The sequence below is a fragment of the Streptomyces sp. TLI_185 genome (genome assembly GCF_003814765.1).
Lineage (GTDB): Bacteria > Actinomycetota > Actinomycetes > Streptomycetales > Streptomycetaceae > Streptomyces.
This window is the reverse complement of record NZ_RKRB01000001.1, coordinates 3,401,131-3,424,582: the sequence shown is the minus strand read 5'-3', so window position 1 is coordinate 3,424,582 and position 23,452 is coordinate 3,401,131. Positions and strand designations below refer to the sequence as shown.

Annotated in this window: 20 protein-coding genes; 10 read left to right on the top strand and 10 right to left on the bottom strand. The window is 68.9% G+C overall.

The features are described 5' to 3' along the window. Positions 1 to 105: 105 nt before the first annotated feature. The 7 genes from EDD92_RS15630 to EDD92_RS15600 all read right to left on the bottom strand — a co-directional run bounded on the left by EDD92_RS15630 (position 106) and on the right by EDD92_RS15600 (position 8,596). Positions 106 to 1,206 carry an aldose epimerase family protein gene (locus EDD92_RS15630; RefSeq protein WP_123970406.1) on the bottom strand — a complete coding sequence of 367 codons (1,101 nt, stop codon included), beginning with the start codon at positions 1,204 to 1,206 and terminating at the stop codon, positions 106 to 108. A 14-nt stretch (positions 1,207 to 1,220) separates the two neighbouring features. Continuing rightward, on the bottom strand, positions 1,221 to 2,468 hold the full coding sequence (mmsB, locus tag EDD92_RS15625; RefSeq protein ID WP_123964883.1) for a multiple monosaccharide ABC transporter permease: 1,248 nt from the start codon (positions 2,466 to 2,468) through the stop codon (positions 1,221 to 1,223). Continuing rightward, complete coding sequence (mmsA, locus tag EDD92_RS15620) at positions 2,465 to 4,015, bottom strand: multiple monosaccharide ABC transporter ATP-binding protein (protein WP_123964882.1); 1,551 nt, start codon at positions 4,013 to 4,015, stop codon at positions 2,465 to 2,467. Before mmsA ends, mmsB begins: the two co-directional genes overlap by 4 nt. 85 nt (positions 4,016 to 4,100) lie before the next feature. Further along, positions 4,101 to 5,207, bottom strand: coding sequence for a multiple monosaccharide ABC transporter substrate-binding protein (chvE, locus tag EDD92_RS15615; protein ID WP_123964881.1), 1,107 nt, complete (start codon positions 5,205 to 5,207; stop codon positions 4,101 to 4,103). A gap of 139 nt (positions 5,208 to 5,346) precedes the next feature. Continuing rightward, positions 5,347 to 6,315 carry a hypothetical protein gene (locus EDD92_RS15610; protein ID WP_123964880.1) on the bottom strand — a complete coding sequence of 323 codons (969 nt, stop codon included), beginning with the start codon at positions 6,313 to 6,315 and terminating at the stop codon, positions 5,347 to 5,349. Between the two features lie 113 nt (positions 6,316 to 6,428). Further along, positions 6,429 to 7,436, bottom strand: a complete 1,008-nt coding sequence (locus tag EDD92_RS15605; RefSeq protein WP_123964879.1) for a zinc-binding dehydrogenase — start codon at positions 7,434 to 7,436, stop codon at positions 6,429 to 6,431. Beyond that, a complete protein-coding gene (locus EDD92_RS15600; protein ID WP_123964878.1) occupies positions 7,433 to 8,596 on the bottom strand; it encodes a mandelate racemase/muconate lactonizing enzyme family protein in 1,164 nt (387 codons plus the stop codon). The genes EDD92_RS15605 and EDD92_RS15600 overlap by 4 nt, the downstream gene beginning before the upstream one ends. 256 nt (positions 8,597 to 8,852) lie before the next feature. Between EDD92_RS15600 and EDD92_RS15590 the strand changes: the two genes are divergently transcribed. From EDD92_RS15590 to yjfF, 6 genes are all read left to right on the top strand, one after another. After that, positions 8,853 to 9,650: a hypothetical protein gene (locus tag EDD92_RS15590; RefSeq protein WP_185124027.1), complete on the top strand. Its 798-nt coding sequence runs from the start codon at positions 8,853 to 8,855 to the stop codon at positions 9,648 to 9,650. A gap of 997 nt (positions 9,651 to 10,647) precedes the next feature. Next, the gene (locus tag EDD92_RS15585) at positions 10,648 to 11,694 is read left to right on the top strand and encodes a LacI family DNA-binding transcriptional regulator (protein WP_123964875.1); all 1,047 of its coding nucleotides are present in this window, start codon (positions 10,648 to 10,650) and stop codon (positions 11,692 to 11,694) included. A 133-nt stretch (positions 11,695 to 11,827) separates the two neighbouring features. Continuing rightward, entirely contained in the window at positions 11,828 to 12,832 is a 1,005-nt protein-coding gene (locus EDD92_RS15580) for an ABC transporter substrate-binding protein (RefSeq protein WP_123964874.1), read from the top strand. A gap of 97 nt (positions 12,833 to 12,929) precedes the next feature. Beyond that, entirely contained in the window at positions 12,930 to 14,468 is a 1,539-nt protein-coding gene (locus tag EDD92_RS15575) for a sugar ABC transporter ATP-binding protein (protein WP_123964873.1), read from the top strand. Next, positions 14,465 to 15,574, top strand: a complete 1,110-nt coding sequence (locus tag EDD92_RS15570; protein ID WP_123964872.1) for an ABC transporter permease — start codon at positions 14,465 to 14,467, stop codon at positions 15,572 to 15,574. The genes EDD92_RS15575 and EDD92_RS15570 overlap by 4 nt, the downstream gene beginning before the upstream one ends. After that, positions 15,574 to 16,596: a galactofuranose ABC transporter, permease protein YjfF gene (gene yjfF / locus EDD92_RS15565; protein ID WP_123964871.1), complete on the top strand. Its 1,023-nt coding sequence runs from the start codon at positions 15,574 to 15,576 to the stop codon at positions 16,594 to 16,596. The genes EDD92_RS15570 and yjfF overlap by 1 nt, the downstream gene beginning before the upstream one ends. 104 nt (positions 16,597 to 16,700) lie before the next feature. Here the strand turns inward: yjfF and EDD92_RS15560 are convergent, their stop codons facing one another. Further along, the gene (locus EDD92_RS15560) at positions 16,701 to 17,147 is read right to left on the bottom strand and encodes a MarR family winged helix-turn-helix transcriptional regulator (RefSeq protein ID WP_030931760.1); all 447 of its coding nucleotides are present in this window, start codon (positions 17,145 to 17,147) and stop codon (positions 16,701 to 16,703) included. 98 nt (positions 17,148 to 17,245) lie between these two features. Between EDD92_RS15560 and EDD92_RS15555 the strand changes: the two genes are divergently transcribed. Together EDD92_RS15555 and EDD92_RS15550 are read left to right on the top strand one after the other, a co-directional pair. After that, a complete protein-coding gene (locus EDD92_RS15555; RefSeq protein WP_123964870.1) occupies positions 17,246 to 18,244 on the top strand; it encodes an NADP-dependent oxidoreductase in 999 nt (332 codons plus the stop codon). Positions 18,245 to 18,340: 96 nt separating this feature from the next. Next, the gene (locus EDD92_RS15550; RefSeq protein WP_123964869.1) at positions 18,341 to 18,760 is read left to right on the top strand and encodes an organic hydroperoxide resistance protein; all 420 of its coding nucleotides are present in this window, start codon (positions 18,341 to 18,343) and stop codon (positions 18,758 to 18,760) included. Positions 18,761 to 18,912: 152 nt separating this feature from the next. Here the strand turns inward: EDD92_RS15550 and EDD92_RS15545 are convergent, their stop codons facing one another. Then, positions 18,913 to 20,067: a serine hydrolase domain-containing protein gene (locus EDD92_RS15545; protein ID WP_123964868.1), complete on the bottom strand. Its 1,155-nt coding sequence runs from the start codon at positions 20,065 to 20,067 to the stop codon at positions 18,913 to 18,915. A gap of 274 nt (positions 20,068 to 20,341) precedes the next feature. Here EDD92_RS15545 and EDD92_RS15540 point away from each other — a divergent pair, with 274 nt between their 5' ends. After that, positions 20,342 to 21,205 (top strand): hypothetical protein, encoded by an 864-nt coding sequence (locus EDD92_RS15540; protein ID WP_123964867.1) that lies wholly within the window; start codon positions 20,342 to 20,344, stop codon positions 21,203 to 21,205. Positions 21,206 to 21,345: 140 nt separating this feature from the next. Next, positions 21,346 to 22,161 (top strand): EI24 domain-containing protein, encoded by an 816-nt coding sequence (locus EDD92_RS15535; protein WP_123964866.1) that lies wholly within the window; start codon positions 21,346 to 21,348, stop codon positions 22,159 to 22,161. On the opposite strand, the gene EDD92_RS15530 is transcribed toward EDD92_RS15535, so the two are convergent. Next, complete coding sequence (locus EDD92_RS15530; protein WP_123964865.1) at positions 22,139 to 23,413, bottom strand: pyroglutamyl peptidase; 1,275 nt, start codon at positions 23,411 to 23,413, stop codon at positions 22,139 to 22,141. The two genes, EDD92_RS15535 and EDD92_RS15530, sit on opposite strands and share 23 nt — an antisense overlap. Between the last annotated feature and the right edge of the window lie 39 nt (positions 23,414 to 23,452).

Below are 23,452 nucleotides of genomic sequence, written 5' to 3'. Positions count from 1 at the left end.
GATAGGGCCCCTAAAGGGGCGCGGGGCTGCGGTCGATGTGCGGCTCCGCCGCGTGGGCGCGACCAGCCACAGCGGGCCGCAGTTCCCCACAACCTCATCGGAGCGCTACGCGCTGAACGTATGGACGGTCCGCGTCCGATACGTCTGCCCCGGCCGCAGCACCGTCGACGGGAAGTTCGCGTGGTTCGGCGAGTCCGGGAAGTGCTGGGTCTCCAGGCACAGGGCGTCACCCTGGCGGTAGGTGCGGCCGCCGGTGCCGGTGAGGGTGCCGTCGAGGAAGTTGCCGGAGTAGAACTGCAGGCCCGGCTGGTCGGTGGCGATTTTCAGGGTGCGGCCGGAGTGGGGGTCGCGCAGGGTGGCGACGTGCTCGGGCTTGGACGTGATGCCCTTGTCCAGGACCCAGTTGTGGTCGTAGCCCTTGGCCTGCAGCTGCTGGACGTGGCCGTCGCGGAGGTCGCGGCCGATCGCCTTGGCTCTGCGGAAGTCGAAGGGGGTGCCGGCGACCGTCGCCAGTTCGCCGGTGGGGATCAGGCCCGTGTCGGTGGGCGTGTAGCGGGAGGCCTCGATCGTGAGCTCGTGGTCCTCGATGGTGCCGCTGGCCTCGCCGGCCAGGTTCCAGTAGACGTGGCTGGTGAGGTTGACGACCGTGGCCTTGTCGGTGGTGGCCTCGTAGTCGATGATCCAGTCGCCGTGCCCGGTGAGCGTGTACGTCACCTTCGCCTTGAGGGTGCCGGGGTGGCCCATCTCGCCGTCGATGCTGGTGCGGTGCAGCACCAGGCCGACGTCGGAGCCCTCGGCGAACGGCTCGACGTCCCAGATGTGCTTGTCGAAGCCCTGCTCGCCGCCGTGCAGGCTGTTGACGCCGTCGTTCACGGACAGCTGGTGGGTCTCGCCGTCCAGGGTGAACCGGCCCTCGGCCATGCGGTTGCCGTAGCGGCCGATCAGGGCGCCGAAGTACGGGGTCTTGGCGACGTAGTCGTCGATGTTGTCGAAGCCGAGGCAGACGTTGGCGTAGTGGCCCTTGCGGTCCGGGATCTCCAGGCCCTGGACGACACCGCCCCAGTCGAGGACCTTCAGCCGGGTACCGCCGTTCTCCAGCGACCAGCGGTGGACCTTCGTGCCGTCGGCGAGCTTGCCGAAGAGCGATTTCACCGGTCCTGTCTCTCCCTCCCATGGGAAGGGCCCCGCCTCACGGCGGGGCCCGATCCGGTCACTCCGGTCTACGAGCCGGACTTGCGCTTGTTCCACACGTCGAAGCCGACCGCGGCCAGCAGGGCCAGGCCCTTGATGACCTGCTGCCAGTCGGTGCCGACGCTGAGGAGGTTCATGCCGTTGTTCAGCACACCGAGGACGAGACCACCGATGATCGCGCCGAGGACGGTACCCACACCGCCGCTCATGGACGCGCCACCGATGAACGACGAGGCGATCGCCTCGAGTTCGAAGTTCAGGCCCGCCTTCGGAGAAGCCGCGTTCAGACGGGCGGCGACCACCAGACCCGCCAGGGCCGCGAGCACGCCCATGTTCAGGAAGACAAGGAAGGTGACCTTCTTGTCCTTGACGCCGGACAGCTTCGCCGCCGGCAGGTTGCCGCCGATCGCGTAGATGTGACGGCCGAAGACCGCGTTGCGCATGACGTAGCCGTAGCCGACCACCAGCACACCGAGGACGATCAGGATGATCGGGGCGCCCTGGTAACTGGCGAGAATCATCGTGACCGCGAGGACCGCCGCGGCGATCGCGACCAGCTTCAGCAGGAAGGCGTTGCGCGGCAGCACGTCCAGCGAGAACTCCTGCTGGCGCTTGCGGTCGCGGACCTCCTGGTAGACCACGAAGGCCAGCAGGACGAAGCCCAGCAGCAGCGTGAGGTTGTGGTAGTTGGTGTTCGGGCCGACCGCCGGCAGGAAGCCGTTGCCGAGCTTCTGCAGACCGTTCGGGAACGGGCCGAGGGTCTGGCCCTGCAGGAAGATCTCCGTCAGACCGCGGAAGAGCAGCATGCCCGCGAGGGTCACGATGAACGACGGTATGCCGAGATAGGCGATCAGGAACCCTTGCACGGAGCCCGCGACCGCGCCCACCAGCAGACACAGCACCAGGGCCACCGGCCACGCCACACTGTGCTGCACCGTCAGCACGGCCGCGAACGCGCCCACGAATGCCGTGAGCGAGCCGACCGACAGGTCGATGTGACCCGCGATGATCACCAGCATCATGCCGATCGCGAGGATCAGGATGTAGCTGTTCTGCAGTACCAGGTTGGAGACGTTGCGCGGCAGCAGCAGGTCGCCGCCGGTCCACACCTGGAACAGCACCACGATCAGGCCGAGCGCGATCAGCATGCCGTACTGCCGCATGTTGCGGCGCAGACCGCCCAGCATCAGCTGCAGCAGGTTCTCGCCGGAGGCCGACCCCCCGCTCTTCCCGGGCGGCGCCGACGCCGGGACCTTGTCCGTCACATCCGTGCTCATCGGGTTACCTCTTTGTCCTTCGTCATCTGGCGCATCAGCACTTCCTGCGTGGCCTCGGCCCGCGGGACCTCACCCGTGAGCCGCCCGGCGGCCATGGTGTAGATGCGGTCGCACATACCGAGCAGCTCCGGCAGCTCGGAGGAGATGAAGACGACCGCCTTGCCCTCCGCGGCCAGCTGGTCGATGACCGTGTAGATCTCGTACTTGGCGCCCACGTCGATGCCGCGCGTGGGCTCGTCCAGGATCAGCACCTCGGGACCCGCGAAGATCCACTTGCTGAGGACGACCTTCTGCTGGTTGCCGCCGGAGAGCCGGCCCACCGTCTCGAAGACCGTCGGTGCCTTGATGTTCATGGACTTGCGGAAGCGCTCGGAGACCTTGCGCTCCTCGTGCTCGTCGACCACACCGCGCTTGGCGACCTTGCCCAGGGCGGTCAGCGAGATGTTCCGGTTGATGTTGTCGATGAGGTTGAGGCCGTAGTGCTTGCGGTCCTCGGTGACGTACGCGATGCCGTGCTCGACCGCCTCCGCGACGGTCTTCGTACGGATCTCCTTGCCGTCCTTGAGGACCGTGCCGCCCGCGTGCCGGCCGTAGCTGCGCCCGAAGACGCTCATGGCCAGCTCCGTGCGGCCCGCGCCCATCAGACCCGCGATGCCGACGATCTCCCCGCGCCGCACGTTGATCGACACGTCGTCGACCACCTTGCGCTGCTGGTCGATCGGGTGGTGCACCGTCCAGTTGCGGATCTCCAGCGCGGGTGCCGCGTCCAGCTCGCCCTCGTACGCGGTGCGTTCGGGGAAGCGGTGGTCGAGGTCGCGGCCCACCATGCCGGAGATGATGCGGTCCTCGGTGGTCTCCGCGGACTTCACATCAAGGGTCTCGATGGACCTGCCGTCGCGGATGATCGTCACCGAGTCCGCGACCCGCCGAATCTCGTTCAGCTTGTGGGAGATGATGATCGAGGTGATGCCCTGCTTTTTCAACTCCAGGATGAGATCCAGGAGTTTGCCGCTGTCCTCGTCGTTCAGAGCCGCGGTCGGCTCGTCGAGGATCAGCAGCTTCACCTTCTTGGACAGCGCCTTGGCGATCTCCACCAGCTGCTGCTTGCCCACGCCGATGTCGGCGATCCGGGTCTCCGGGTGGTCGGTCAGACCGACCCGGCGCAGCAGCTCCGTGGCGTGCTTGAGCGTCTCGTTCCAGTTGATGAACCCGCCCGAGGCGTGTTCGTTGCCGAGGAAGATGTTCTCCGCGATCGACAGGAACGGCACCAGGGCCAGCTCCTGATGGATGATCACGATGCCGTGCTGCTCGCTCGCCCGGATGTCCTTGAACTCGCAGGTCTCACCCTCGAAGAGGATGTCGCCCTCGTACGTGCCGTGCGGATGGACGCCGGAGAGCACCTTCATCAAGGTGGACTTCCCGGCGCCGTTCTCACCGCAGATGGCATGGACCTCGCCCTGACGGACGGTCAGCGTGACGTCCGACAGCGCTTTGACCCCGGGAAAGGTCTTGACGATCGAGCGCATTTCCAGGACGGGTCCCGCCATGGTGTGCCCTTTCAATACGTAGGAATGGCCGGTCTGAGTGTCGATATGCGGCTCCGCCGCGCGGCCGACTCCACCGACAGGGGGACTACTTCAGCTCGCCCGCCGTGTAGTAGCCGGTCTCGACCAGTTCCTTCGTGTAGTTGGTCTTGTCGACGCTCACCGGCTGCAGCAGCATGGCGGGGACGACCTTGGTGCCGTTGTCGTACGTCTTGGTGTCGTTGACCTGGGGCTTCTTGCCGTTGAGGACGTCGTCGACCATGCCCGCGGCGACATCGGCGAGCTTGCGCGTGTCCTTGTAGACGGTCTGCGTCTGCTGACCCGCGATGATCGACTTCACCGAGGCGAGCTCGGCGTCCTGGCCGGTGATGACCGGCAGCGGCTTGCTGCCCTTGCCGTAGCCGTCCGACTTCAGGGCGGCGAGGATGCCGATGGAGATGCCGTCGTACGGCGACAGGACCGCGTCCACCTTGGCGCTGCTGTAGGTGGAGGTCAGGATGTCCTCCATGCGCTTCTGGGCGGTGGCGCCGTCCCAGCGCAGCGTGGTGACCTGGGTGAGCTTGGTCTGGCCGGACTTGACGACGAGCTTCTTCTTGTCGATGTACGGCTGCAGCACGCTCATCGCACCGTTGAAGAAGTACTTGGTGTTGTTGTCGTCGTTGGAGCCGGCGAACAGCTCGATGTTGAACGGGCCCTTGCCCTTGTCCAGGCCCAGCTTCTGGACGATGTAGTTGGCCTGCAGCTGACCGACCTTCTCGTTGTCGAAGGACGCGTAGTAGTCGACGTTCTTCGTGCCCAGGATCAGACGGTCGTAGGCGATCACCGGGATCTTGGCGTCCGCGGCCTGCTGCAGCACGTTGTTCAGCGACTTGTTGTCGATGGCCGCCACGATCAGGCCCTTGACGCCCTGAGTGATCAGGTTCTCGATCTGCGAGACCTGCTGGTCGGGGTCGTCCTCGCCGTAGACCAGCTTGGTCTTGTAGCCCTTGGCCTGCAGGTCCTTGACGACGTTCTTGCCGTCGGCGATCCAGCGCTCGGAGGACTTGGTGGGCATCGCGATACCGATGGTGCCGCCCTTGGCGCTGCCCTTGTCCTCCTTGCTGCCGCCCTCGCTGTTCTGGCCGCAGGCGGAAAGGGTCAGGGCGAGGGAAGCGGCGCCGGCTATGGCGGCGAGTGCGGCTCTGCGAGTGCGCATGATCATCATCCTTGATGTGTGTGGGGCAGGCTCGGTCTGGCTGTGCAAGGACGCTTGGACGGCGGTGCGGATGAGACCGAGGGGTGTGTGGGATTCTGTTTGAGCCCGTCTTCTTTTGTGAAGGGGCGTTGTTCGAACGTTATGCGGACGTGTCGAACCGCTTGAGCGTGCCGGGCAGCCGTGATCCGAGGGGGGCCATGTCACCGTCGGCTCCGTGCCGTGCGAGCAGATCGAGGGCCAGCCGGCCGCGCCGGACGCGTTCCTTGGCGGTGGCCAGCGTCAGGTCCCGCATGTGGTTGCCGTACGGGTAGATGCCGGGGGCCTTGGAGAGCCCGAACTTCAGGTACAGCGGTGCGCCGCGCCGGATCAGCTCGGCAACCTCGTACATCCGGACATATCCCCCCAGGTCGTCGGGGGCCTCGATGTACATGTCCATGGGGGCGGCGGAGACCCGCCGGATCTCGGTGAGGTGATCCAGTGTCAGGTCGCTGGGCACGTTGATGGAGTCGCCGCCCAGGTTCTCGTACACCGCGTACGCGGCGGGGTTGACCGGACCGATCAGCGCCGAGACCTTCAGGGTGGTGTCGGCCGGGATGATCCCGGCGACGCGTGCCCGGTGCAGCGTCCAGAGCACGCCCTCGTCGGCGACCAGGAGGCACTTGACGCCCAGCTCCGTCGCGCGGACGGCGTCCTCGACGCACCCGGCGACGGAGTCGTGCCCGCGGGCGCGCAGACCGGCTCCCCGCGAGTCGGTGCGCGTGGAACCGCCGATGTCCCAGGTGCCGCGCGGGCCGGTGAACAGGCAGAGTTCGATGTCACGTTCGCCGGTCGCCTCGACCATCTCGGTGATCTCGGCATCGGTCAGCATCCATATGCCGCTGCCCTGGCTGATCCGGTGGATCGGCACATCGAGCCGCGAGGCTTCCTTCAGGACGACGGCGAGCGCTTCGGGACCCTCGCACGAGGGGATCTCGGTGCGCCAGCGGCCGCCGCCCGGGAAGGTGTGGGGCGAGGCGTCGGCGGGGGAGAGGTCGGGCGCGCCCAGACCGAGGGCGGCGAGCGCCTGCTCGCCGGGTCGACGGGCTGCCGGGGCGGAAGCGTCGGTCACAAGGTGTCCTTAGAGTGTTCGAGATTTCGGACGAAGTTCGCGGCTCAAGTCGTGCGGGGCTTGGGTGTACGCCGGTGCGGGAGTCGTCAGGTCACCCCGGCACCGGCGTACGGCTAGGGGCGAAGGAGGACCTTGCCGACCTTCGGATCACCGGACCCGACGAGCTCGATGGCCTGCGGGAACTCGGCGAGCGGCAGCTCGTGCGTGACCAGCGGCAGCGGATCGAGCAGCCCGGCCCCGAACACCCGCACGGTGTGCGCCCACGCGTCCGGCGGCGCCCCGAAGACGGAGTGCACCTCCAGCTGCCGTACGACGAGTTCCGTGGGGTCGAGCCCGTGCGCACCCGGCGCCGGGATCCCGGTGAGGACCAGGCGCCCGCCACGCCGCAGCAGAGCGGCGGAGGTCCGCGCGGCGTCGGCGGACCCGGCGGTCTCGATGACGACGTCGAAGTCGTCCGGGAGCGGCTCGTCCTTCGTGCGGAAGTCGGTCGCGCCGTACTGCCGCGACAGCGCCTCGCGGTCCCGGCGAGTGCCCACGACCAGCAGCTCCACAGGCGAGACGGCCTTGAGGAACTGCACCGCGAACATCCCGAGGGTGCCGGTGCCGACCACGGCGACCTTCTCGCCCGGCTGCGCGTTCGCCTTGAGAGCGGCGGCCGCGATGCAGGCGGCCGGCTCCAGCAGGGCCGCCGCCGTCAGGTCGGCGTCGTCGGGCAGCGCGTGCAGCAGCCTCGCCGGGAGGGTCAGCGTGGGTGCCATCGCGCCCGGCTGGGTGAACCCGGTCTCCTCGTACCCGGCGCTGCACAGCGTGGTCTCACCCGCGTGGCAGCGGTCGCACACCTGGCAGTTCCGGAAGCCTTCGCCGACGACCTTGCGGCCGACCAGCGCCTCGGTGACCCCGGCGCCGACCCGCTCCACCGTTCCGGACCACTCGTGGCCGGGCGTGAGCGGGTAGCGCACGTACCCCTCGGGCCGGTTGCCCTGGAACACCTCCCGGTCGCTGCCGCAGATCCCGCTCGCGTGCACCCGCACCAGCGCCTCGCCCGGACCGGGGTCGCGGGGTGTGTGCTCGGCGAGGTGGAACGTGCCCGGGGCGTCGACTACGACGGCGGCGGAGCTCACTGGCCGTCCTTCGGGTTCCGCTTCTCCCAGCCCTCGGCCCACAGGTCGAAGTGCGCCCGCTGCTGGGGGAACTCGGCAGCGGCGTCCACGTCCAGCTCCACGCCCAGGCCGGGCGCGTCGGAGAGGTGGAAGCAGCCGTCCTCCGGGTTCACCTGCGGCGCGCCCTTGATCACCTTCTTGATCTCGGCGTCCGCGAAGTCGTTGAAGTGCTCGAGGATCTTGAAGTTCGGGGCGGTGAAGCCGACCTGGAGCGAGGCGGCGGTGAGCACCGGCCCACCCACGTTGTGCGGGGCGACCAGCATGTAGTGGGTCTCGGCGGTCGCGGCGAGCTTGCGCGTCTCCCAGATGCCGCCGATGTGGCCGACGTCCGGCTGGATGATGTCGACGGCCTGGCTCTCGAAGAGCTCCCGGAACTCGATCCGGTCGTGGATGCGCTCACCCGTGGCCACCGGCATGTCCACCTTCGCGGCGACCTTCTCCAGCGCCTTGAGGTTCTCCGGCGGAACCGGCTCCTCCAGCCAGGCGGGCTTGAAGGGTGCGAGCTCCTTGGCCAGCCGGATGGCGGTGGCGGGGGAGAAGCGGCCGTGCATCTCCAGCATCAGCTCGGCGTCGGGGCCGATGGCGTCCCGGACGGCCTCGATCAGCGAGACCGCGTACACGGTCTGCGCATGGTCGAGCTCGAAGTGCCCCGTGCCGAAGGGGTCGATCTTCAGCGCCCTGTAACCGCGCTCCATGACGGCCTGAGCGGCCTTGTGGTACGCCTCGGGCGTCCGCTCGGTGGTGTACCACCCGTTGGCGTAGGCCTTGACCTTGTCGGTGACCTTGCCGCCGAGCAGCTGCCACACCGGTACGCCGAGGGCCTTGCCCTTGATGTCCCAGCAGGCCATCTCGACGACGGCGATGCCGGACATCACGATCTCGCCGGCGCGGCCGTAGTCGCCGTACTTCATGCGGCGGGTCAGGTCCTCGACGGCGAACGGGTCGGAGCCGAGAATGTGGTTCTGCTCGGCCTCTCTCAGGTATCCGATCAGCGCGTCGGTGTGTCCCAGCATGCGGGTCTCGCCGACACCCGTGATGCCTTCGTCGGTGTGCACCAGGACGTAGGTCAGGTTGCGCCACGGCGTACCGACCACGTGCGTGCTGATTCCGGTGATGCGCACGGAAGTTACCCTTCGGCTGTTCGAGATTTCGGCTCATGTTCGAAATGCTGGGCAGACAGTAAGGATGGTGTGAGCGGGGTGTCAATGGGTAGGACGGCTAACGATTTCGCCAGTTTCGACGCCTCTTGCCCAGGTGGCCCCTCCCCGGTGTGTGCCAGTTCACTCCGACGGTCGTGTTGATATGGCTGGTTTCCCACACAACCTTCACAGCCGCGCCTAGGAACGTGACCCTCCGGGAACTTAATCTTCCCGCGTCATGGACTACTGCCACCCGTGCCAACGGCACCTCAACGGCGCCCTCGCCTGTCCGGGGTGCGGGACACGCGTCGAGCAGTTGCGCGCGTACCGGGATGCCTACGAGCCGGAGCCGTACGACGACGCCCTCGCTCCCGTCGATCATGATGCCCCGGTGGCTCACGACGACCATGCCGCCCACCCTGAGGACGACGGTCACGACGGTGACGAAGGCGAGAGCGACGAGCCGCACGGTCGCGCCGCACGCCGCCGCGAGCGGGGCCGGGGTGGCCGACGGGGTCCCGGTGGCGCGGACGGTGCGACGGACGCGAGCCGTCGCGACCGCAAGGCCGCGCTCCACCGTCGGCGCCGCAAGCGCACGCTGCTCATCGCCGCGGGTTTCGTCCTGGCGGCGGGTGGTCTGAGTCTGGCCGAACTCGGCATGGACGCACCGGTGTTCTCCTCGTCCCCCGACCCGTCCGCGGCCGGGGGCGAGTCGTCCGAGGTCGACCGCTCGACGGCGGAGCCGAGCGGGTCCGCAGGGCCCCTGGGCGACGGGACGGACACCCCCGACGCCAAGTCCTCGGCCTCCCCGGACGCCTCCGCCTCGCCGTCGGCGTCCAAGTCCGCCGACGGCAAGGACGACGCGTCCCCGACCCCCGGCAAGCCGACCCGGTCGGCAGCCGTCCCCGGCTCCTCCGGCTCGACGCCCCCGCCCGCCTCGGGTTCGACCCCGACCGCGGATCCGACGAACTCCAATCCGTCCCCGCGGCCGTCGCCGTCGCAGACGTGCACGCGCTTCCTGTGGTGGTGCACGTGACACTGCCGACAGGCGTCAACCTCCCCTGATGCGACGGCGGTTGAGGCACTGTCCGAGTGGCCGCTCGGCCAAGCCTTGCCCGGCTTCATCGGCTCGACGCCTCGCCCGTCTCGTGCTCGACGCCGACCGCCGATCCGGCGACCTCGGATCCGTCCCCGCGGCCGTCTCCATCGACCGTCGGAGGCGTGCGCGGGGTTCCTCTGGTGGTGCGCGTGACGCTGCGGGTCGGCCTCGACTTCCCCTGATGTGACGGCGGTTGAGGCACTGCCTGAGAGAGCGCTCGGCCGGTCCCTCCCCGCCCGTCTCCGGCTCGACGCCGACCGCCGATCCGGCGACCTCGGATCCGTCCCCGCGGCCGTCTCCATCGACCGTCGGAGGCGTGCACGGGGTTCCTGTGGTGGTGCGTGCGGCGCTGGGGGTCGTGGTGGTGCGTGCGGCGCTGGGGGTCGGCGTCAACTTCGTCTGATGTGACGGCGGTTGAGGCACTGTACGAGCGGCCGCTCGGCCAAGCCTTGCCCGGCTTCATCGGCTCGACGCCTCGCTCGCCCCGGGTTCGACTTCGGCCTCCGGCCCGGCGACCTCGGATCCGTCCCTGCGGCCGTCTTCATCGCCGTAGGAGGCGTGCGCGGGCTCCCTGCGGTGGTGCACGTGACACTGCGGGTCGGCGCGACTTCGCCTGATGTGAGCGCTGTTGAGGCACTGTCCGAGTGGCCGCTCGGCCGGGTCGTCCTCGGGCGCGTTATTCAACCGTGACGGCCTTCTGCCTGCAGACCTCTTGACCGCCACGATTTGTTAGCGCTCACAATGACCTCCGCATTCACCGGTCAGCGTCCAACATCAGCGTGGGAGATATGAGCGTCGTGCCCGCAGTGTCCCGACCAGTTGATCCCGCCGGTGCTGTTGGGCCTTCCCGGAGACCTGTGTGAAGCCGCCGGGGCGGGACCGTCCGCCCACAACGCAGGCTTTGCCGGCAGACGAGCGCCAAGGAGGTGCGGCCGTGACCCACGCGCAGCTTCGGCCGCCCACCATGGCGGACGTGGCACGCCTGGCAGGCGTGTCCCATCAGACGGTGTCCCGCGTGCTGGGAAACCACCCCAACGTGCGGGACCAGACACGGGCCAGGGTGCTGCGTGTGATCGAGGAAACGGGCTACCGCCGCAACTCCTCCGCACGGGCCCTGGCGACCCGGCGCACCCGGACGCTGGGGGTGGTGGCCTCCGACACCACCCTCTACGGACCGGCCAGCACCTTGTTCGCGCTGGAGGAGGCCGCGCGGGCCGAGGGATATCTCGTCTCGACGGTCACTTTGCGCAAGCTGACCATGGAGACGCTGTCCGAGGCCCTGGACCACCTCAGTGAGGGCGGGGTGGAAGGAGTGGTCGCGATCGCCCCGCAGCGCTCGGCGGTGGCCGCACTGGCCGAACTGCGCTGTCCCTTCCCGGTGGTGGTCGTGGGCAGCGGGCCGGGCGTGGAGATTCCCAGCGTCAGCGTGGACCAGCACCTCGGAGCCCGGCTGGCCACCGGCCACCTGCTGGCCGCCGGTCACCGCAACGTCTGGCACCTCGCCGGGCCCGAGGACTGGCAGGAGGCGGCCGACCGGGCGGCCGGCTGGCGGGCGACCCTCGAAGCGGCGGGGGTCGAGCCACCCATGCTGCTGCGCGGGGACTGGAGTCCGCTGTCGGGTTACCGCGCCGGCCAGGAACTGGCAGGCTGGGTGGGCCGGGGGCTGACCGCCGTCTTCGTCGCCAACGACCAGATGGCGCTGGGGGCGTTGCGGGCGCTGAGGGAGGCCGGGGTCCGTACTCCCCAGGACGTCGCGGTGGTGGGCTTCGACGACATCCCGGAGTCGGAGTACTTCGCTCCTCCTCTCACCACCGTCCGGCAGGACTTCTCGACAGTGGGAAAGCGGGGCATCGCGATGCTCCTGGAGCTGATCGAGGGGCTGCCACCCGCCACCGCGCGCAGGATCGCCATCGAACCCCAACTCGTCGTCAGAGCCAGTACTTTCCCGCACGCCGTCCAACCGGAGGGTGTACCTCTCTGACGTACCGACCCGCCACACACGCGGTTCCGTGTGGCCGAAATGCCGAACAATGATCGACAGGCTGGACGTAGTACGGCCGGTCCCATCGAGTACCAGCGGTCCATCCCAGGGCCGGCTCTTCAAAGGAGAAGACATGCTCAACAGAAGGAACTTCCTCACCGCGGCGGTCGGCGTGGCAGCCGCGGGCGGACTGGCCGCCTGCGCCAAGAAGGACGACAGCGGCTCCGGCTCCGGCTCCGGCGGCGGCAGCAAGGCGATCTCGCTCGGCTTCTCCCAGGTCGGCGCGGAGAGCGGCTGGCGCGCCGCCAACACCACCTCGGTGAAGTCCGCGGCCAAGGAGGCGGGTGTCAACCTCAAGTTCTCCGACGCCCAGCAGAAGCAGGAGAACCAGATCTCCGCGATCCGCAGCTACATCGCACAGAAGGTGGACGTCATCGCCTTCTCTCCGGTGGTCGTCACCGGCTGGGACGCGGTGCTCAAGGAGGCCAAGGCCGCGAAGATCCCGGTGGTCCTCACCGACCGCTCGGTGGAGACCTCCGACGACTCCCTGTACGTCACGCTGGTCGGCTCCGACTTCACCGACGAGGGCCGGCGCGCGGCCAAGATGCTGGAGAAGGTCATAGCCAAGGCCGGCCTCAAGGGCCCGGTGAAGATCGCCCAGCTCGAGGGCACCACCGGCGCAGCCCCCGCGATCGAGCGCGGCAAGGGCTTCAAGGAGGTCATGGACGCCGAGCACAAGGACTGGAAGATCGTCGTCAGCCAGAGCGGTGACTTCACCCGTGCCGGCGGCAAGCAGGTCATGGCGGCCTTCCTGCAGTCCCACAAGGACATCAACGTGCTCTTCGCGCACAACGACGACATGGCCATCGGCGCCATCCAGTCCATCGAGGCGGCCGGCAAGAAGCCCGGCAAGGACATCCTGATCGTCTCGGTCGACGGCGTCCACGACGGCTTCGTCGCCATGTCCCAGGGCAAGATCAACGGCATCGTCGAGTGCAACCCGCTGCTCGGCCCCCAGCTGATGGAGGTCGTGAAGAAGGTCCACGACGGCCAGAAGGTCGAGCGCTGGATCAAGACCAAGGAGGGCGACTACACGCAGGACCAGGCCAAGGCCGCGCTCCCGACCCGGAAGTACTGACCCACCGCACCCATCGGCAGGGAGCCTCCGGCCGACCGAGCCATCGGTCCGACGGGGCTCCCTGCGGGTGTGAACCAATCCCACAAGGAGCGCTGCCATGGCAGAGCCGCGGCCCGTGCTGGAAATGACGGGCATAGTCAAAGAGTTCCCGGGGGTACGGGCTCTGTCGGACGTCGACTTCCGGCTCTTCCCCGGCGAGATCCACGCCCTCATGGGCGAGAACGGCGCGGGGAAGTCCACCCTGATCAAGGTGCTGACGGGGGTCTACTCCCTGGACGGCGGCACCATCACCCTCGACGGCAAGTCCGTGCGGTTCGGCAGCCCGCTGCAGGCGCAGCAGGCCGGCATCAGCACCGTCTACCAGGAGGTGAACCTCTGCCCCAACCTGTCGGTGGCGGAGAACATCTTCATCGGGCGTGAGCCCACCCGCATGGGGCGCATCCAGTGGAAGCGGATGCGCAAGGAGGCGGCGGAGCTGGTGGACCGGCTCGGCCTCGACATCGACGTCACCGCGCCCCTGTCCTCGTACCCGCTGGCCGTGCAGCAACTGGTCGCCATCGTGCGGTCGGTGGGCACCGGCGACAGCGACGGCCAGGGCTCGGGCACCAAGGTGCTGGTCCTGGACGAGCCGACGTCCAGCCTCGACCGTGACGAGGTCCAGGAGCTGTTCCGCCTGATGCGGCGGCTCAAGGACGAGGGCGTGGCGATCCTGTTCGTCTCGCACTTCCTCGACCAGATCTACGAGATCTGCGACCGGATGACCGTCCTGCGCAACGGCACGCTCGTCGGCGAGCACATGGTCGCCGACCTCGACCAGGTCGGGCTGATCCAGCTGATGATCGGCAAGGCCCTGGACCAGCTGGAGGAGCTGCACGACCAGCAGCTGCACTCCGACGTCGGCGAGACGCTGCTGAAGGCGGAGGGCCTCGGCAGGGCCGGCGGCATCGCCCCCTTCGACCTGGAGATCAAGAAGGGCGAGGTGCTCGGACTCGCCGGTCTGCTGGGATCGGGCCGGACCGAACTCGCCCGGCTGCTCTTCGGCGCCGACCAGCCGGACAGCGGCAAGGTGACCATCGGCGGCAAGCAGGTCTCGATGAGCGCCCCGAACGCCGCGATCGGCGCCGGCGTCGCCTTCTGCTCCGAGAACCGCAAGACCGAGGGCCTGGTGCCCGATCTGACGGTGCGGGAGAACATCATCCTGGCCCTGCAGGCCTCCCGCGGCTGGACGCGGCCCATCCCGGTCGCCCAGCGCGACGAACTCGTCGCCAAGTACATCAAGGCGCTGGACATCCGGCCCGCCAACCCCGAGGCCAGGGTCGGCCAGCTCAGCGGCGGCAACCAGCAGAAGGTGCTGCTGGCCCGCTGGCTGATCACCCAGCCGAAGCTGCTGATCCTGGACGAGCCGACCCGCGGCATCGACGTCGGCGCCAAGGCGGAGATCCAGAAACTCGTGGTCTCGCTCTCCGAGGAGGGCATGTCCGTGCTGTACATCGCGGCCGAGCTGGAGGAGGTACTCCGGCTCAGTCACACCATCGGAGTGCTGCGCGACCGCCGGCTGGTGGCGCAGCTCGCCAACGGGCCGGAGATCACCAGCAGCCGGATCATGGAGACCATCGCGAGCGGAGAACACCAGTGAGCACCAACTCCCGATGGCGAGCACTGACACACCACCACCTGTTCTGGCCGGTCGCGGTCCTTGTCTTCCTGCTGCTCGTCAACGTGCCCTTCACCCCTGACTTCTTCTCGGTCAAGATGACGGACGGCCACCTCTACGGCAGCCTCGTCTCGATCGTGCTGTTCGGATCGCCCCTCATCCTGGTGGCGGTCGGCATGACCGTGGTCATCGCCACCGGCGGCATCGACCTCTCCGTCGGTGCCGTGGTCGCCATCACCGGGGCACTCGCCTGCTCGTACATCAGCCACCAGGCCGACCAGAACGCCCTGTCCGGGGTGCTGCTCGCCATGGGTCTTGGCCTGCTGGCTGCGGTCGTGTGCGGCCTGTGGAACGGCTTCCTGGTCGCCAGGATGGGCATCCAGCCGATCATCGCCACGCTGATCATCATGGTCGCCGGACGCGGTGTCGCCCAGCTGATCACCGACGGCCAGATCATCACCATCGACAGCGACCCGTACAAGCTGATCGGCGGTGGCTACTGGCTGACGCTGCCGTTCTCCATCTTCGTGGTGGCCGTGGTCGTGGCCGCCACCGTGGCGCTGACCCGTCGCACGGCGCTCGGGCTGCTCATCGAGGCGGTCGGCGGCAACGCCGAGGCCAGCCGCCTCGTGGGCATCAGGTCCCGGCGCATCAAGATCATGGTGTACGTGTTCTGCGCGCTGTGCGCCGCCATCGCGGGCCTGATGATCAGTTCCAACACCTCGGCGGCGGACGGCAACAACGCCGGTCTGTGGATCGAACTCGACGCGATCCTCGCGGTGGTGATCGGCGGCACCTCGCTGCTGGGCGGCCGGTTCTCCATCGGCGGCACGGTGGTCGGCGCCCTCGTCATCCAGACCCTGACGACCACCATCTACACCATCGGTGTGCCGACCCAGACCAACCTGGTCTTCAAGGCCGCCGTCGTCATCGTCGTCTGCCTGCTCCAGTCCCCGAAGTTCCGCGCCAAGGTCTTCGGTGCCAAGTTCGGCGCCCGGTTCGGCGCGAAGGGCGGCGCCAAGCCGGCTGCGGCCGAGGCGGACACCGCCGCGGCGACCGACGCCGCTCCGAAGATGGAGGTGTCGTGATGAGCGCGACCACCCAGAGCCCCACGGCCGCGGACAGCCGTACCCCGTCCAAGGCCCAGCGTCTGCTGGGCGACCGGCGTCTGCCCGTCGCGGCGACGGCCGTGCTCTTCCTCGTGATGTACGGGGTGGGCCTGGGCCGGTACCAGTACTACGGGTTCGACGACCCGCAGGTCTTCCTGAACCTGTTCATCGACAACAGCTATCTGCTGGTGGCCGCGGTCGGTGTCACCTTCGTCATCCTGTCCGGCGGCATCGACCTGTCCGTCGGCTCGATGATCGGCTTCACGACCATGTTCACGGCCTGGCTGGTGGAGCGCCAGGGGGTGCCGCTCCTGCTCGTGATCCCCATGGCGCTGGCCGTGGGCGCCTTCGGCGGCTTCCTGATGGGCTATGTGATCCACAACTTCGAGATCCAGCCCTTCATCGTGACCCTCGCCGGCCTCTTCCTCTTCCGCGGCCTGTGCCTGGTCATCAGCAAGGAGTCGATCTCCATCAGTGACTCCACGGTCAGCAGCATGGCCCAGGCGCAGGTGTCGCTGGGGATGGGGTTCCTGTCGCTCGGCGCGATCGTCTCGCTGGTCGTGCTCGCCGTGGCGTTCTACGTCCTGCACTACACCCGTTTCGGGCGGCGCGTGTACGCCATCGGCGGCAACGAGCAGTCGGCCCTGCTGATGGGTCTCCCGCAGGGCGGTACCAAGATCGCCGTGTACACGGTGAGCGGCTTCTGCTCGGCGCTCGCCGGTCTGCTGTTCACCCTCTACATCCAGTCCGGTGACCCGCTGCACGCGACCGGCATGGAGCTGGACGCGATCGCCGCGGTCGTCATCGGCGGCACGCTGCTGACGGGCGGTTCCGGCTATGTGGTGGGCACCCTGTTCGGAGTGCTGGTGCTGGGCCTGATCAAGAGCATCATCCAGTTCGAGGGCACGCTCAGCTCCTGGTGGACGAAGATCGCCACCGGCGTGCTGCTGTGCGCGTTCATCCTGGTCCAGCGCGTCATGACGGCCCGCAAGAAGACATGACGAGCCGTAGCAGGAGCTGAGCCGCCCGGCACGCTCCCTGTTCGATGAGGTCCGGCGCACGCATCCCGTGCGCCGGACCTCTCGTATGTCGGGTGGTGCCGGCCTCAGTCCTCGGTCTGCCGCAGCATCTGCCGCAGCAAGCCCCTCAGCGCCAGCCGTTCCTCCCTGCCGAGCCCTGCCAGCGGTTCGCGCGCGAAGCGCAGGGACTCGCGCAGGTCCTTGGCCACCCGCCGGCCCTCCTGCGTCGCCGCCGCCAGCTTCACCCGCCGGTCGGCCGGGTCGGGGCGGCGTTCCACCAGGCCACGGGACTCCAGGCGGTCGACGATGCCGGTCACGTTGGACGGTTCGCACCTGAGTTTCTGGGCCAGCTTGCGCATGGGCAGCGGTTCCAGGGAGAGCAGACTCAGCAGACGGGCCTGGGCGCCGGTCAGCGAGTGCTCGGCGGCGGCGTCCTCGTAGTCCTCGTGATAGCGGGCCACGATGTCACCGATGAGCTCGACGACCTCCAGGGTCAGTTCATCGGGACGGCGGGTGTTCGGTGGAGTGGCCATGGGTTCAGCGTACCCCGTTACTTGACAACCTGAAATATTCAGGAGCATTGTTGTTTCAGGTACTGAAGTATTTCCCGCACGCTCGAAAGGCACTCGTCATGATCAACCGCGAATGGCACCTGCTCAGCCGCCCCGTCGGCTGGCCGAAGCCCGAGGACTTCGCCCTGGTCGAGACGGAGGTCGCGGCGCCGGGTGAGGGCCAGGTGCTGGTCCGCAACAAGTACCTCTCGGTCGACCCGTACATGCGTGGCCGCATGAGCGACGCGAAGTCGTACGTCGCGCCCTTCGAGCTGGGCAAGGTCATGCAGGGCGGCGCGGTCGGCGAGGTGATCGAGTCCAACGCCGAGGGCATCGCCGTCGGCGATCACCTGCTGCACTTCTTCGGCTGGCGCGAGTACGCCGTCGTGGACGCGAAGACCGCCGTCAAGGTCGACCCGGAGGCCGCGCCGCTGAGCACGTACCTCGGTGTGCTCGGTATGACGGGTCTGACGGCGTACGCGGGCCTGCTGCGGGTCGGTGCGTTCCAGGAAGGTGACGCGGTCTTCGTGTCCGGCGCCGCCGGTGCCGTCGGCAGCCAGGTCGGCCAGATCGCCAAGCTCAAGGGTGCCTCCCGGGTCATCGGCTCCGCCGGCTCCGACGAGAAGGTCAAGCTCCTCGTCGAGGAGTACGGCTTCGACGCCGCGTTCAACTACAAGAACGGCCCGGTCTGGGAGCAGCTCAAGGCCGCCGCCCCGGACGGCATCGACGTCTACTTCGACAACGTCGGCGGCGAGCACCTCGAGGCCGCGATCGGCGCGCTCAACCTCAAGGGCCGGGCCGTGATCTGCGGCATGATCTCGCAGTACAACTCGACCGAGCCGACGCCCGGCCCGCGCAACATGGTCAAGATCCTGCAGAACCGGCTCCGCGTCGAGGGCATCCTCGTCGGCGACCACTACGACCTGCAGCCCGAGTTCGTCCAGGAGGTCGGCCCCTGGGTCGCCTCGGGGCAGCTGAAGTACCGCGAGACGGTCGTCGAGGGCATCGAGAACAACCTGGAGGCGTTCCTCGGGGTCCTGCGCGGCGACAACACCGGAAAGATGATCGTCAAGCTGTAGGCCTTCCACGCTGTTTCCGGCATGCGGTAACTTCTTTCCGAAACCGTCGTCGATCGTGGGCGCGAGTCGCGGCGGACCGAGGAGGAAGACAACCGCATGTCCATCCAGCAGACCGACGTCCTCTACACCGCCGTCGCCACCGCCGAGAACGGTCGCGACGGCCGGGTCGCCACCGACGACGGCAAGCTCGACGTCGTCGTGAACCCGCCCAAGGAGATGGGCGGCAGCGGCGCCGGCACCAACCCGGAGCAGCTGTTCGCGGCCGGCTACAGCGCCTGCTTCCAGGGCGCGCTGGGCGTCGTGGCCCGCCAGGAGAAGGCCGACATCTCCGGCTCGACGGTCACCGCGAAGGTCGGCATCGGCAAGAACGACGACGGCTTCGGGATCATCGTCGAGATCTCGGCCCGGATCCCGGGCGTCGACGCGGAAACGGCCAGGGCCCTCCTGGAGAAGGCCCACCAGGTCTGCCCGTACTCGAAGGCGACCCGCGGCAACATCACCGTGACGCTGGTCTGACCTACTCGTTGCGTACGCGAGAGGCCGCATCCTTGGACGTGGGATGCGGCCTCCTTTTTTGGCTTCGTGCGCCCCCTACGGCTCTCTTCGCGGCCGGTGTCCGGCGGTGCAGTGGGCGTTGGAGGGCCCTTGCCGGTGGTGGTGCTTGGGGCTCAGCTCGTCGTCAGGGCGGCCGTGTGCACCGCTTTGACCAGCCGCTCGTTCTCCGGCGCCGCCCCGCCCGGGAAGGCCATGCGCCGCCGGGTGTAGCCGTAGGCCAGGCCGCTGCGCGGGTCCGCGAACGCCTGGGAGCCGCCCGCTCCGGCGTGCCCGAAGGCCCCGGCGCCCAGGAACAGGTACCAGGCCTCGCCCGTCGCCTGGAAGCCGAGGCCGAAGGCCCGGTGGGCGCGGGTCACCAGGTCGTACCCGACCGAGTGGACCTGCCCGACCTCGGCGACGGTGTCCGGCTTCAGCAGCGGCGGCCGCCCCGCCACCTCGCTGATCGCCGCCGCGTACATCCCGGCGAGCCCGCGCGCCGCGGCGACTCCGCCCGCCGACGCCGGGCCCTTGGCGCGCACGGTACGGGAGTTGGCGTGGCCGACCAGGTCCCCCGGCTCGGGCACATGCGTGTTGAACGCGATCGAGGCGAGCGTGTGCGGCCCGCTCGGCGTCGCGTCCAGGAAGGCCTGCTGCTTCGCCGTCGGGGCCATCGGCTGCACGGACCGGAAGCGGGACTCCAGCGCCTCGGGCAGCCCCAGGAAGAAGTCCAGCCCGTACGGGGCCCGCACCCGCTCCTCGTAGATCTCCTGGAGGGTGTGGCCCGTGGCCCGCCGCACCACCTCTCCGGTGAGCGCGCCGATGACGAACGCGTGGTAGCCGAACGCCGTGCCCGGGCGCCAGAACGGCCGCTGGTCGGCGAGCCGTTCGGCGATCGCGCGGTCGTCGGCCAGCTCGTCCTCGCTGAACCCGGCGTCGAGCCCGATCAGCCCGGCGCGATGGCTGACCAACTCCCGCAGCGTCAGCGCCGCCTTGCCCTCGGTCCCGAACTCCGGCCAGTAGTACGTCACTTTGCGGTCCAGCTCGAGCGTGCCGTCCTGCACGAGGAGTGCGACGACCAGATGGGCGGCACCCTTGGTCGACGAGAAGACGCCGTAGAGGGACTCGGCGTCGTTGCCGTCCCCGGCCCACAGGTCGACGACCTTCCGGCCGTGCACATACGCGCACAACTGGCCTTCGTAGTCGGACAGTTCCCCCGCCACGAACGCGGCGAACTCCTCACGCACGGCCTCGAAGCCGTCCGCGACGGTGCCGTGGATCTGCTGCGTCATCCGTTCTCCTCAAGCTCGGCCGCTGGGCGAGGGGGCGATCAGTGCAGGTCGCGCCAGGACGGTTCGCGTGGTGCCACGTGTACCTCCTCCTGGGCTTCCTGAGATCGATACGGCGAGATGTACCCGTTCGACTCAACCCCAACAAGAGGTAGTTCATGTCACGGATGCCCCGTATGGCGCATCATGGGTGGGCCGGAAGGGGCGACGCGGTCCGTCGGATGGGGGCATGCTGAGGGGCGACCGTCGGCACACAGGCTCCAGCCGAGGAGAGCCCATGGCAACGATCCCCTCGCTCCCCAGCAGGGACGACGTGCTGCGCATGGCACGCAACACCACCGACATCACCGGCCAGCTCCTGGACACGGCCGGGAACATCACCCGGATCGCGATGAACACCTTCGACCCGCGGGACGGCTCGGGCACCGAGGTGCTGCGCGTGCTCCGCGAGACCACCGCGGAACTGGCCGAGGCGAGCGCGTCGCCGCAGGCGCAGGAGGCGTTCTACCGGATCGTCGACACCCTGACCCGGCTGGGCACGAGCGGGGCGCCGCTCGCCGTGCACCCGGTGAGCGAACCGGCGCAGGCACTGCTGACGGCGATCGGCGACAGCCTCCTGCCCGTGCTGGACGCGGTCGAGCCGGCCGTGGAGGAGTTCGCGGACGCCCTCGGCGACCTGGTCGAGGCGACGTCCCCCCTGCTGCCCGCGGCGGCGGGCGTGGCCGCGGGAGCACTTCTCGCGGTGACGCCGGTACTCCGGGCAGCAGCAGACGTCCTGCGCGAATCCTCCCCCGAACTCCGCCGCGTCGCCGACGCGTTGACCGCAGCCCTCGCCCCCCTGATGCCCCTCCAGGTCGTCCTCGCAGAACGCGCCGCAGCCGCCGGAGCAGGCGTCGTCCGAGCAACCCTCCCCCCACTGGCCGACCTCGCGGAAGCAGCAGCGGCAACGACGAAGGCGGCCCGGCCGGTACTGGTGGCAGGAGAGGAGCTGCTGGTGTCGGGCCTGGAACAACTCCAGCCCCTGCTGCTGGCTGCGGCATCCCGGGCGGGCCGGGTGGCACGGGCGGCGGCGGTACGGGTCAGCGCGGCGGTGTCACCGGCGGCGGAGCGAGGAGTGGTGGTCGCAGTCACAACACCGTGAGCTGCAGCGCCGGGTTGGCTTCCAGGGGCGCGGGGCTGTGTCGATGTGCGGCTCCGCCGCGTGGGCGCGACAAGCCACAAACAACCCGCACCCCGCAATCCAGAAAAGCCCCCCACCCCCTTCCCGATAAAATTCCCCACATGCGAGATCTCGGGGCGGGCTTCACCTACCTACTCAAGGGCCAACGATGGGTGGCCGGCCACGGCAGGCAATACGGCTTCGGCCTGCTGCCAGGCATGATCACCCTCGTCCTCTACACGGCCGCGCTGGTCAGTCTGGCCCTTTGGGGCGAAGACTTCGTCACCTGGGCGACTCCCGTCGCAGACAACTGGTCCAGCCCCTGGCAAGGACTCTTCCGCGGCTTCCTCACGGCAGTGCTCTTCGCCCTGGCCCTCCTCCTGGCCGTCCTCACCTTCACGGCCGTAACGCTCCTCATAGGCCAGCCCTTCTACGAGAACCTCTCCGAAAAGGTCGACGCCGACGTCGACCCGGACGGCACCGCCCCCGAGTCCGGCCTCCCCCTCTGGCGCGAGCTGTGGATCTCGGCCCGCGACAGCCTCCGTATCCTCGTGCGCGCACTGCTCTGGGGCGTCCTGCTCTTCGCCCTCGGCTTCCTCCCGCTCGTCGGCCAGACCGTCGTCCCGGTGATCGGCTTCTTCGTCACGGGGTTCTTCCTCACGGAGGAACTCACCGCGGTGGCCCTCCAGCGCCGCGGCGTCGAACTGCGTGCCCGCCTCACCCTGCTCCGCTCCCGCAAGACCCTGGTGTGGGGCTTCGGCACCCCGCTGGGCCTGGCCTTCCTGGTGCCCTTCGTCGCGGTGTTCCTGATGCCGGGCGCGGTCGCGGGCGCGACGCTGCTGGCGCGGGAGCTGCTGGGCGAGGAGACCGACGACGGCGATGACGACACCGCCGCGGACCCCGAGCCGGAAGACGTCACCCAGCGCTCGTGGCGTTGACCGCCACGGTCAGGATCGCCCGTACCTGCGTGATGATGTCCTGCCGGTTCTGCAGGAACTGCGGGTCCGTGACCGTCCCGGTCGCCGGGTCGGTGTTGCCCGTGCCGAACTGCAGCACCGGCGTGTGCACATGGCCGCCCGGCAGGGTGTCGTGCAGCCCGAGACGGTCCCGCAGCAGGGTGGCCCGGTAGGCGATCTCGTTGGAGAGGTAGTTGCCCCCGCCGCCGGCCCGCGCGGTCGAGCCGGGAGTCGGCCCGTCCGGCCGTACCACCGCATCCGTGCCTCCCCCAGAGGGGGCACCCCCAGCCGGGATCTCGGTGACCTCCGTGTGGTCGTACACCGGGAAGCGTCCCGTGTTCGCGGCCACGATCTCCTTGTACGGCAAGGTGGTGGTCGTCCACTGCGGCTGTGAGGCGGGATCGGCGACCGGGACGGTCTCCGTCCGGCTGATGTTGTCGTTGTCGGGGAACCCGCCCCGCCAGGCCCCATTGGTCCGCTCCACGTCGAACCGCCCGACCCGCCCCTGGCTCACGGTCGTGAACAGATCCACCTTCTTCAGATACGGCCGCAGCGTCCGCTCCACGGTCCGGTCCGCGAAGTCCTGCCAGCGCACCGGGAACACGACGGTCTCGACCCGCGCCGGCCCGTCCGCCGTCTCGATCACCGTTCCGTCGAGCGCGAGCGCGGTGGCCCCGGAGGGATTGGAGATCCGGATGTCCCGGTCCAGCGTGAACGGATCGAAGCCGGTGACGAGCACGCGCCTCAGGCCCTTGTCGTGCGGCGGATAGCGCACGTCGGTCTGCCCGCGCGAGGTGCGCTCCAACACATCGATCAGCGCGGCCCGTTGCTGGTCGCACAGCCCGAACTCCGGCTCCCAGGTGCGCACTTCCCGGGTCATCCCGAGCCGCGCCCAGTACAGCGGCCGGTCGTCGTCCCGGGCCAGGTCCCCGCCCGCCGGACCACGCCCCTGCGCCCGGTCCACGGCCCGCCGCCACAGCGCCGACCCCTCGTGTACGAGGATGCGGCGGGCCTGCGCATAGGAACGGGCCCCCTCCAGTGCGCGGCTGAGCCCGGGCGCCACGTCGTCGAAGCCGGACCGTTCGAGGATCTCCTGCGGGACGGCCTTGTCGAGCCGCTGCTCCTCCACGGTGGGGGAGGGGACCGTCCCGGCGGCGGTCGCCGTGGTGGGGGCCGCGAACCCGGTCAGCAGCGCCAGTCCGAGTACACCGATCCGAACACGTATGGAATTCAAGGGAGTTCAGGTCCTTCCGTCGCCGTCGTGGGGGAGCGT